Below are 11162 nucleotides of genomic sequence, written 5' to 3' on the forward strand. Positions count from 1 at the left end.
TGAATGTGGGAGGTGTTCGGATAAAGTTGATAATCAAGGGCGCACATTGAGGTCTTCACAGCTCGTGCATAGAACAGCTGTCCGCTTTCAGAACGTGGTAAGATAACACTCCACAAGCGGGGCTCGCCCCGTATGTTCCTTGAAAAGTCGACGGTTATCGGGTGTTTGCAGGCCCGATACCATCCAGACTTTCCCAACATTCGGGGGCGACTGGTTTCGACACGATAGCTCTGAGAGAGGAAGCAAGCCGAGGTCTCCTCGCCTCGTTAAACAGGGGTACCGTCAAATTGAATTGACAACAACTCTTCTTTTGAGCCTATGGCTCTCGCTGCTTAGTTTATAGCGGCGCGTCAACCCGGTGATTTCCCCGACACCGGCGCGACGTCATTTTAGGGGAATGCTCCTGCGCACGTAATCGGTATGGCGCAGGCTAAGACCGAACCGGTTAGGACGCCGCGAGCGTGTCGCTGCGCGCAAAGCGTCCGAGACAAAACCAGCGACTGAGCTTGGAGATGCCAATCAGGGGGCTTTCGTGGACCGGAGTTCGATTCTCCGCGCCTCCACCATACGTAACAGGCAGGTAGAGAAGTGTCTCTACCTGCCTTTTTATTACATATGGATACCGCGGAGAATCGAACTCTATGCAGGGCGCGGGCGTTAAGCAAACGCGAAGCGTTTGTAGCCCGCGGGCGAGGGCGGCGGCAGCCGGCCGAAGCCGGCGCGGATTTGCGAAGCAAATACGCGGATTCTCCGCGCAAACTATCAGCCCAATATGGATGCGATGTTATCGAATCTCAGCCGGCCATGCGCCGCATCAACGGAACCCCAAACCCGCGGAGAATCGAACTCTGTGCAGGGCGCGGGCGTTAAGCAAACGCTACGGCAACGTAGGGTGGGACGCGCTTTCCTAACGGCGGCCCAGGCGGAAAATCCATCCCGGAATCCGCGCTCAGAACGGGACACGCTTTCCCAACGGCGGTCCAAGCGGAAAGTTCATCCCGGAACCCCGCCTCAAACTGGGACACGCTTTCCGCTCCATATTCTCAACTCCAAAACCTATGCGCCCTCCATTCCAAAACTGGGTAGAAGAAAGCCAAAACGCAATCGCAGGAGGTCAATATGACTGCAGAAGATAAGGCAAAGAACGCCGGCAAGGTCGCGCTCGTTTTGGAGGGCGGCAGCTTCCGCGGGCAATTTACCGCAGGCGTACTCGACGTTCTCATGGAGGCCGGCGTCGAGATTCCGGCGGTATATGGCGTATCGGCCGGCGCCCTCAACGGCGTGAACTACAAGTCGCATCAGATCGGCCGTGCCAACCGCATCAACCTGGCTTTCTGCAATGACAACCGCTTCATGGGCGCCGCATCGTTTGCGTCCACGGGCTCCATCGTGGGTTACGATTTTATCTTCAACGATGTCCAGGACCGCCTGGATCCCTTTGACAACGAAGCGTTCGACGCGAGCCCCACCAAGATGTACGCCGTCGCGACGGACATGCTCTTTGGAACCGCTGCATACCTGCCGGTCAAAAGCGCCGTGCTCGACCTCGATGCCGTGCGCGCCTCGACGTCGCTGCCGCTGGTGACGCCGCCGGTCGAGATCGATGGGCACAAATACGTCGACGGCGGCGTGGCCGATTCGGTTCCTATCGAGCATGTGCTCGAGGAGGACGGCTTCGAGCGCGCGGTTGTCATTGTCACGCAGGACCGCTCGTACGAGAAAAAGCCCTACGAGTTTATGCCTGCCGCGCGCGCCCGCTATGCCGACTACCCCTACCTGCTCGAGGCTATCGAGACGCGCCACGACCGTTACAACATACAGCGCATGCACCTGTGGAAGTATGAGCGCGAGGGCCGTGCGTTGGTCGTCGCTCCGCAAAAGCCGGTCGAGGTCGGCCATGTCGAGCACGATCCGGCAAAGCTTTTGGACCTGTATATCCAGGGCCGTCAGGAGGCAAAGCGCCTGCTCGCGGAAATCCAAGAGTTCGTTGAGCGCTAGCGACGGCGAACCCTCAAAAAATGACAACAGCTAAAGAGTTGGAAAATCACGGCTCGTGGATGACATGTGCAGAAACTCTGGTCGGAGCCAAAATACCTGTTGACTCGTACGGCGAGCGGGGTAATATGGACGGGTTACTTGCAGAGCCCCGTGAATCTCTGTAACAACACGTACTGTACATGGAGGAGTCTAAGTGATTTCGAAATCGACTCACTACGCCAAGCAGGGCGAGGTCCAGCGCAACTGGGTTCTCGTCGACGCCGATGGTGCTGTCCTGGGCCGTCTTGCCACCCAGATCGCAATGATCCTGCGCGGTAAGAACAAGCCCCAGTTCACGCCCAACAGTGACTGCGGCGACTTCGTTGTCGTCATCAACGCCGATAAGGTCCAGCTTACCGGTAACAAGGCCGACACGAAGACCTATTATCGCCACAGCGGCTACAACGGCGGCCTCAAGGCTGAGAGCTTCCGCCAGGCTATGGAGAAGCACCCGGAGAAGGTCATCGAGCGCGCCGTTCGCGGTATGCTGCCCAAGACCACCCTCGGCCGTGCCCAGATGACCAAGCTTAAGGTCTACGCTGGTGCCGAGCATCCGCATGCTGCCCAGAACCCCACGAAGATTGAGCTGGAGGCTTAAAGATGGCTGAGAACACCGTTGTCTACCAGGGTACCGGCCGTCGTAAGAACGCCGTCGCCCGCGTCCGTCTCGTCCCCGGCACCGGCAAGGTGACCATCAACAAGCGTGACGCCGAGCAGTATTTCGGCCGTCATCAGCTCGTTGAGAACGCCCTTGCTCCCTTCAAGGTGACCGACACCGCCGGTCAGTTCGACGTTATCGCTCTGTGCGATGGCGGCGGCATCTCCGGTCAGTCCGGCGCTCTGCGCCTGGGCATCGCTCGCGCTCTTCTGAACGCTGGCGACTACCGTGCTGACCTCAAGAAGGCCGGTTTCCTTACGCGCGATGCTCGCGTGGTCGAGCGCAAGAAGTACGGCCTCAAGAAGGCCCGCCGCGCTCCCCAGTTCTCCAAGCGCTAAGGTTTTATCTCCTTACGAGATACAATGTACAAGCGGGGCCTGCCGATTCCTCGGCGGGTCCCGCTTTTCATTTTCGACTAGGGTGGGCGGTTGCATATCGCCTGCTAGGGAAGGAGCGATCCTATGCCCCAGAACATCTTCGGTACCGACGGCGTCCGTGGCGTCGCCAATGCCGACCTCTCGTGCGACCTCGCGTTTCGCCTGGGCCGCGCGGCGACCAAGTTCCTTGGTCCGGATATCTGCGTCGGCCGCGACACGCGTCTTTCGGGCACCATGCTCGAGAGCGCTCTGACCGCCGGCATCATGGCCGAGGGCGGCCGTCCGCACTGCTGCGGCGTTATCCCTACGCCGGCCGTGGCGCTGCTCACCGTCCAAAATGAGCTCGACGGTGGCATCGTCATCTCCGCTTCACACAATCCGCCGGAGTTCAACGGCATCAAGTTCTTTAGTCGCAAGGGCATGAAGCTTCCCGATGCTGTCGAGGAAGAGATCAGCGCCTGGGTCATGTCGGAGGGGGCCATGGCTGCCGACACGCTGCCGACCGGTGCCGGTGTGGGTCACATCATCAAGATGAAAGACGCCCGCAAGGCCTATGTCGATCATGCCATCAGCACGCTCGACGGCCTTAAGCTCGATGGCCTAGTCGTTGCCGTCGACTGCGGTCATGGCGCTTCTTGCCAGACCACGCCCGCCGCGCTGCAGCGCCTGGGCGCCACGGTCCATGCCATCAACACCGATTACTGCGGCACTGACATTAACGTTGAGTGCGGCTCCACTCACCTTGAGCCCCTGCGCGAGCTCGTGCTGCGCACCCATGCTGACATCGGCCTGGCCCACGACGGCGACGCCGATCGCGTGCTGTTCGTGGACAGCGAGGGCAACGAGATCGATGGCGACTACATCCTGGCCATCTGCGGTTCTGACCTTGCCGCTCGCGGCAAGCTCGCCAACTCCGAGATCGTCTCGACCGTCATGTGCAACCTTGGCTTCTCCATCGCTATGAAGGAGCAGGGCTTCGAGATGGTTCAGACCGCCGTGGGTGACCGCTACGTTTTGGAGCGCATGCTCGCGGATGGCGCCGTCATCGGCGGCGAACAGTCCGGCCACATCATCTTCCTGGAGCACAACACCACCGGTGACGGCCTGGTGACGGCTCTGCAGCTGCTGGCCGTGCTCAAGCGCACCGGTCGTACCCTCACCGATCTTGCCGGCATCATGAAGAAGTACCCGCAGGTACTCGTCAACGTGCATTCCGACAACAAGGCCGGCCTGGACGATTGCCAGCCCATTTGGGACGCCGTCGCTGCCGCCGAGAAGGAGCTTGACGGCCGCGGCCGCATTCTGGTGCGCCCGAGCGGTACCGAGCCGCTGGTCCGCGTTATGGCCGAGGCCGAGACGCACGAGCTGACCCAGCGTGTTGTCGACGACATCGTCGAGGTTGTCAAGCGCGAACTTCCCTAATGGTCAAAAACGGGTGCCAAGTGGTAAACTGTTAAAGCTATTTTGATTGATTGGTATGTCCGAGGGGGAGCATGTTCACTAAAGTCCTAAGGTCTTTTGGTATGCGTGGACGAGTTCTTACGCTGGATGCTCCCATCTCGGGCGACGTCATTCCGTTGTCCGAGGTCAATGACCAGACATTTGCTACCGGCCTTTTGGGCCAGGGCGTGGCGATTCAGCCTACCGGCACGCGTGTGATTGCGCCGGCAGACGCCAAGGTCGAGGCCATTTTTCCCACGGGTCACGCCGTTGCGCTCAACACGGTCGATGGCCTAGACGTGCTCATCCACGTTGGTTTGGACACTGTTCAGCTTGAGGGCAAGCATTTTAGCGTGCATGCACAGGTGGGCGATGTCGTCCATAAGGGCGACGTGCTCATCGAGTTCGATCGCGAGGCAATTGCTGCCGAGGGCTACGATGTGACGGTTCCCATCTTGGTGTGCAACTCCGTTGAGTTCTCGAGTATCAAGGGCTCCGTTGGCGTGCATGTCGAAGAGATGGACCAGCTCATCGTTGCTCGGGAGCGCTAGCAAGTGCACGTGGCCATTAGCCTACAATTCAAACACGTTTATGGAGGGCGCCCTTGAAAGAGGGCGCCCTCCGTGGCAAGATGGGATTTGTCCGAAGCTAAACGGCTTTGGGTCACCGTGGACGGGCAGGGGCCTCGACGCGGCTAGACACGAGACACATACATTACGCGACCTCGCCCTGGTGGCCGCACACGTTGGTTGCGGCCGACGCGGGCCGCGGGCAAGTGCTTGTAAGGGGAGCCTTGCCTCTCTTGTACGAGAAAGGACGCGTAATGAAGATCATTAAAGCTAAAGACTACGAGGATATGAGCCGCAAGGCCGCCAATATCATCTCGGCGCAGGTTATCCTCAAGCCCGATTGCGTGCTGGGTCTTGCCACCGGCTCCACCCCGATCGGTGCCTACAAGCAGCTCGCTGCTTGGTACGAGAAGGGCGACGTCGACTTTGCCGAGGTCAGCACCTACAACCTGGACGAGTATCGCGGCCTTTCGCACGACGATCCCCAGAGCTATCACTACTTCATGCGTGAGAACTTCTTCGATCACATCAACATCGACCTGAACAACACGCATGTGCCCGACGGTTCCAACCCCGACGCCGCCGCTGCCTGCTCTGAGTACGACAAGATCGTCGCCGCCGCCGGTTACCCGGATCTGCAGCTGCTCGGCATTGGCAACAACGGCCACATCGGTTTCAACGAGCCCGATGACCACTTCTCCAAGGGCACGCACTGCGTCGACCTCACCGAGAGCACCATTCAGGCCAACAGCCGCCTGTTCGACAGCATCGACGATGTTCCCCGTCAGGCCTACACCATGGGTACCCAGACCATCATGTATGCCCGCATGATCCTAGTCGTCGCCAACGGCGAGGCCAAGGCTCAGGCCGTGCATGACATGTGCTATGGTCCGGTTACGCCCGCGTGCCCGGCTTCGATCCTGCAGCTGCACACCAACTGCGTTGTCGTTGCCGACGAGGCCGCCCTTTCGCTCTGCGAGTAGCGCGAATCCTGCATCTCGACATAGCCTTGCCTAAGGCCTCCGCTTTGCGGGGGCCTTTTTGTTATCCCTCTCCGCCCGCTTGACCAAAATCTTGCCGCAAGCTTGACGAATGCCGGATGCCCAACAGCTTGATTCATTCCATACCAGATTCTATGCAAAAATGCCACTAAAAGGTCGTAGACGGTAGCGGGTGCTAGGCGAGTTGAATGACATAGCTGAACCTTGTTCATTTGCGTTACACTGCCGCTTAGATGGGACAAGCTGACAAGCTCATTTACCTGCTTAAAGACCGATTAGTCGGGGGATTAATAACAATCGGCCCTCGCTGTACAAAAACTTGCCGCTTGCGTACCAAAAGACAACCTAGAACACAAGGTCGCTCTATTCATAGCGCGGCTTGTATGGTCTTGCGGTTACAGTGTCCATACGGTCGAGTTGAGGAGCGGGCATGGTAAACGATTTGGGCAGTATGGACGACCTCGAGCTGATGCCGCTGGGCGGTGGCTATATGGTGCGACGCGAACGCTTGATGAATGAGCTTCTCGCCAAGGGCCGAAAGGCCGGCATCGTGGTTCTTTATGCGCCCGACGGGTTTGGGAAGACCTCGGTGCTGCTGCAGTACACCCATGAGGTTAAATGCGACCCGACGCGAGGCCCCGTGCGGATTATCGAGGCCGATCGCGCCACTGGGCGCGAGGTGTTTATGCAGCTCGAGGTGGTTACCGAAGAACTCAAAGACAAACCGCACTCCCTTATCGCGATTGATAATGTGCCAAACCTCGATCAGCACGATACCGAAGACCTCATCGACAGGATTCGCGGCCTGCGCGCTATGGGGGTGGGGGTCTTTATCTCCTGCCGTCCTTCAAATCGTCAACTGATTCATGGGCTGGGCGATTCGGTTAAGATCAATGCGCAGATGCTCAAGGTGCATGCCTATGAGTATTCGGCGTGGGCATCGGCGTTTTCGATCAGCACATCGCTCGACTTTTATCAGCTCACGCAGGGCGTGCCCGAGCTCGTTTCGGCATTGCAGACGGGTCTGTATGGCCAAGGCGACGTAGCCGGTCTGCTCGAAAACGAGATTGTCAACGTATATGGCGCGGCACTTGTCGACCTGGCTTCGCTCGACAATAATGCACTGTTTTGCGTGGCATGTCTCATGATTTTGATGGGCGAGGGCAATATCGCAGAACTCGAGGCTTGCGGGGTGAGGCTATCGATGGTCGACCAGTCCTACTTCGTACGCGACTACCCGATCTTTGGCTTGGACCCCGCCGAGCGGAGTTTTACGTGTCTGGGCACGGAGGATAACGGACGCTTGCGCTTGCGTAAGTTGGTGGCCGAGGTTCGCCCCGAACTTGTTCCGAGGGCGGCCCGGATTTTGCTTAAGGCGGGCCGATGCGATGCGGCGATGGGCCTGGCGGACGCCTTTTTGGACCGTGATGCGGTCCTTGAACTTGCTGGGCAGTATGGGGTCGATCTGGCTCTGACGGGGCACGGGGCCGATATCTGCCGAGCAGCGCTGGGCACGATCGATGCCGAGGATCCGGCTCCAGAGCCAACGCCTGCCGAGGCGCTCGGCGTGTATTTGGCAGCGGTCAGCGTGTCCAATACAAAGCTCGCTCGCTATATGGCATCGGTCATCGAGCGCGGGGGCGAACGGGCGGCCTGCGAAATAGACCCTGTTTCATGGAGGGTGGCCCAGACACTGACGGCTGTTTGCTATGGGGACAACGGGCTTGGGCTTCCTACGAACCTGACCGTGCCAGAAATCGAGACATCCCATACCGCACTCGATATGTTGTCCGCGCATATCGAGGTCAAGCGCTGCCTGACCGAGCGGGGAGATGACGGCGGCGTTCTACAGCAGCTCAAAACGAGCAAGGCCTACGACTGCGAGCTCGACATCGCGGGGATTGTTATACGGGCCGACAGCATGCTGGTGGAGCTTTTTGACGGGTCATTTGCGGGAACCGACGAGCGCGACGACGAGATGACGGTGGTGCGGGAGGCGCTCGACGTACGTGGGCTCAAGGCGATGGCTATCTGGGTGCGCATGGTGTTGGCGGCACGGCGGCTCCTTTCCGGCTTGCCGGTAACCGACGACGCGGCATTCAACGAGCTCGATCGTTTTGCCGTGCGCATGCGCGATAATCAGATTCAGCTGTTTGGCCTGTTGCTAGAAGGCTGGCAGTCGCTGGCAGAGGGACGGCCGGTTAATGCAAAGTTCCGTGCGGTCCAAGTGCTCAAACTTGCCGAGGAGTCGATTGCGTACATGCGCGATAACGCATTGCTGCTGGAGCGCGCGGCGTATCTGCGTAACACCTCGATGGTTTCGGTGCGTGAGGAAGCGGAGTTGCTCGATATAAGCCAGACGCAGGTTGGTGGAGCGGAGGCCTGGATGGTGGCGCTGCATTTGGCCTGTGCGGGCCGAGACAGCGATCTTGCGGCCTGGATGTCCATGAATCGTGCGGGGATTCTGGAGCCATCGTATCGGCTCTTTGCGCGCCTTGCCATGCATTGTCTGGGCGAGCCGGCGACCAGGATTCGCAAGAAGCTTCCCGTGCGCGAGCTGTCGCGGTACTCGCTGCGCGACGATTTGGAAGGGGAGGGCGAGCGCCTGTTCCAGGCCGGCGAGGTTGAAGCCGTTGATACCATTGACCATATCGAGATTCGCATGTTTGGTGCGTTTCGCGCCGAGCGCGACGGGTTTCCCATCACGGACAAAATGTGGCGCCGCAAGAAGGCGGCGACACTTGCCGAGCGGCTTGCGCTGGGCATGGATGCGCTCGTCGATCGTGAGACGCTGGCCATGGAGTTGTGGCCCCATGCCGAGTTCAATAGCGCCCGCAACAACCTGTACTCGACGATATCGCGCTTGCGGTCGGCTTTGGGACCGACGCCGGATGGCAAGTCGTGTGTGCTCATCCAAAATGAATGCATCGGACTCAACGGCGACTACGTCAAGACCGATGTACGGCTGTTTGACCAGATAAGCCGCGAGGTTTTGGGAAATCGCACGGGTGCGCGCGGGCCCCATTTAGTTGAGCTGTGCCTTAAGATTGAGCAGCTTTATGCCGGGCCGCTGTATGTTCCCAATGGCTGTAACCCCACCTACTTTTTGCGTATGCGACGCATTATGCAGTCAAAGTTCATCGATTGCATGATTAAGGGAGCAAATGCCGCTCTAGAAGAAAACGATCTGCAGTCGGCGATTTGGCTGGCGGAGTCGGGGCTTCGGCAGGAAACGGCGCGCGAGGATATGGTGCGCTGTGCCATGCGCGTCTACAGTGCGGCGGGGCGGCGGCGCGATATCGTCGAGCTGTACAGCGGGCATATGCACCATCTGAGGGAACAGGTCAATGGCGTGCCCGAGCCCGAGACGCGGCATCTATACGAGCGCTTGGTGGAGGGGCGGCTCAATCGCGTGCTGGTCGAGCGATAAAAAACGGGCGCCCGAAGTACTTGGGCACCCGTAAGCTTGCTATGTGTTGGCTCGCCGGATCATTGGCTCTTAGACGAGCTTGATCTTCTCGATGTCCTTGCGCGAGGACTCGCGATACAGCGAGAACTTGCGGCCGATGACCTGGACGACCTCGGCGTGGCAACGCTCAGCGAGCTCTTCGGCGGCCTCGCGGGCGGAAAGACTGGAGCCATCGAGCACGGAGCACTTAACGAGCTCGTGCTTCTCCAGGTAGGCGACCGTCTGCTCGACGGTGCCCTCGTTGACATCGGACTTACCGATGATGATGGCGGGGTTGAGGTGATGGGCCATGCTGCGAAGCTGCTTGACCTGGGCTCCTGTCAGTGCCATGGGTTCTCGCTTTCTATGTATGGGGCGCCCCGCGACGGGGCCTTAATCTACGTGAGCTGTCCCACGATAGCGCAGGAACGGCGCGGTGTGGGGCGCGTTTGCCCAGTTCGCAAAGAATGCGGATGCCGAGGTGATGGGCAGCTCGGGCTGTGAACGGGCTACGAGCGGGATTCAGAGACCGGTTCCCATGCAATAAACGCCCAGCGAACCTTGCGGACATGATCGAGCATATAGCGCCCCTGCGGCACGCCCTTGGAGCCCGGCTCACCGGCATGGGGGTTCTCAATCATGTGTTGAGCGATGTAGTCGCGCAGGCAGTCAATCTTATCCTCGTTGCCATGCTCGAGCATACGGGAAAAATCCGCCACGCCTGCCTCAAGGCTGTCGAAGGTATCGCGACGAGGCGATTCAAAGTATGTAACCTGCGGCAACGAACCCATCTGAATGAGGATGTTGAAGGCGTACACAAAGCCATTGCTGCAGGTAACCGAGGCGCCGATAGCGTTCATCAAGTGCAGATCATAGCGCGGGCTGGAGTTGGCGACCATCGTGACAGCACAACGCCGACGAGCCGTACGGTCGAGCTTGGCAAGCGCACCTTTTAGATCGGTCGTCGTAACCGACCGACTGGCAAAGGCAACATCCACCGTTTTCGCGACCGGTCCAACCAAATCCCAATCATCATCCCAAGCAAGCTCAAGCGGTGTAATGCGATTCTCGAGCCCATGGTACTCAATGCCAGCATCAAGCGTGCCCAACATGGCAGGGGAAAAGTCAGCAGCAATCACAGGATGTCCAGCCTGAGCAAGCGGAATAGCAATCGACCCAGCTCCACACCCCATATCGAGCACCGATTCACCAGGCTTTAACGCCAATAGCTTCATAAAGTCCCGGGCATACGGAGCAGTCTCAAGCGGCCGAAAATGTCGAGCCCGCTTATCCCATTCAAAAGAATCATCAGCCCGCCGCCGATCAGCCTGCATCTGCATCCACTCCAGATTCCAATCTGTGGAAAGCAGCTCAGAACGATTCTCCCCATCAGCCACGGGCCAACCTCCTAGCAACAAAAAAGCGACTCCTCCCAAAAGAAGAGCCGCAACCAGCATATATCAGAAAAAGAACCGTTCCAACGCCAAACCGCCACACCAACCAAGGCGGGCAGAAGCGAAGCGACTGCCACTGAGCCAGAACCCAGCCAAGGTTGAGATGTGCGGGAGCCCCGCCGCCGGGCGGCAGACATATAAGGTCGATCGCGAGTTCCGCACGAGCCGGAGAGCACTT

General features: G+C 59.1%; 9 protein-coding genes and 1 other RNA gene. 8 read left to right on the top strand and 2 right to left on the bottom strand.

Going from position 1 to position 11162, the window contains the following annotated elements; genetic code table 11:
- The first annotated feature begins 202 nt into the window (after nucleotides 1-202).
- From ssrA to DW899_RS10130, 8 genes are all read left to right on the top strand, one after another.
- Nucleotides 203-566, top strand: a transfer-messenger RNA (tmRNA) gene (gene ssrA, locus DW899_RS10095).
- A 553-nt stretch (nucleotides 567-1119) separates the two neighbouring features.
- Complete coding sequence (locus tag DW899_RS10100; protein WP_117800983.1) at nucleotides 1120-1998, top strand: patatin family protein; 879 nt, start codon at nucleotides 1120-1122, stop codon at nucleotides 1996-1998.
- A gap of 193 nt (nucleotides 1999-2191) precedes the next feature.
- Nucleotides 2192-2635, top strand: a complete 444-nt coding sequence (gene rplM / locus DW899_RS10105; protein ID WP_022094635.1) for a 50S ribosomal protein L13 — start codon at nucleotides 2192-2194, stop codon at nucleotides 2633-2635.
- A gap of 2 nt (nucleotides 2636-2637) precedes the next feature.
- A complete protein-coding gene (rpsI, locus tag DW899_RS10110; protein ID WP_022094634.1) occupies nucleotides 2638-3033 on the top strand; it encodes a 30S ribosomal protein S9 in 396 nt (131 codons plus the stop codon).
- A gap of 123 nt (nucleotides 3034-3156) precedes the next feature.
- Nucleotides 3157-4494, top strand: a complete 1338-nt coding sequence (gene glmM / locus DW899_RS10115) for a phosphoglucosamine mutase (protein WP_117800986.1) — start codon at nucleotides 3157-3159, stop codon at nucleotides 4492-4494.
- A gap of 71 nt (nucleotides 4495-4565) precedes the next feature.
- The gene (locus tag DW899_RS10120; RefSeq protein ID WP_117628895.1) at nucleotides 4566-5063 is read left to right on the top strand and encodes a PTS glucose transporter subunit IIA; all 498 of its coding nucleotides are present in this window, start codon (nucleotides 4566-4568) and stop codon (nucleotides 5061-5063) included.
- A gap of 272 nt (nucleotides 5064-5335) precedes the next feature.
- Nucleotides 5336-6064, top strand: a complete 729-nt coding sequence (gene nagB, locus DW899_RS10125) for a glucosamine-6-phosphate deaminase (RefSeq protein WP_055251013.1) — start codon at nucleotides 5336-5338, stop codon at nucleotides 6062-6064.
- Between the two features lie 448 nt (nucleotides 6065-6512).
- Nucleotides 6513-9512, top strand: coding sequence for a BTAD domain-containing putative transcriptional regulator (locus tag DW899_RS10130; protein WP_117765291.1), 3000 nt, complete (start codon nucleotides 6513-6515; stop codon nucleotides 9510-9512).
- 69 nt (nucleotides 9513-9581) lie between these two features.
- On the opposite strand, the gene DW899_RS10135 is transcribed toward DW899_RS10130, so the two are convergent.
- Both DW899_RS10135 and DW899_RS10140 read right to left on the bottom strand, forming a co-directional pair.
- Nucleotides 9582-9881, bottom strand: coding sequence for a YhbY family RNA-binding protein (locus DW899_RS10135; RefSeq protein WP_006234690.1), 300 nt, complete (start codon nucleotides 9879-9881; stop codon nucleotides 9582-9584).
- Between the two features lie 158 nt (nucleotides 9882-10039).
- Nucleotides 10040-10927, bottom strand: coding sequence for a class I SAM-dependent methyltransferase (locus DW899_RS10140; RefSeq protein WP_233539967.1), 888 nt, complete (start codon nucleotides 10925-10927; stop codon nucleotides 10040-10042).
- Between the last annotated feature and the right edge of the window lie 235 nt (nucleotides 10928-11162).

The organism is Collinsella sp. AM41-2BH, assembly GCF_003468085.1.
Taxonomy (GTDB): Bacteria; Actinomycetota; Coriobacteriia; order Coriobacteriales; family Coriobacteriaceae; genus Collinsella.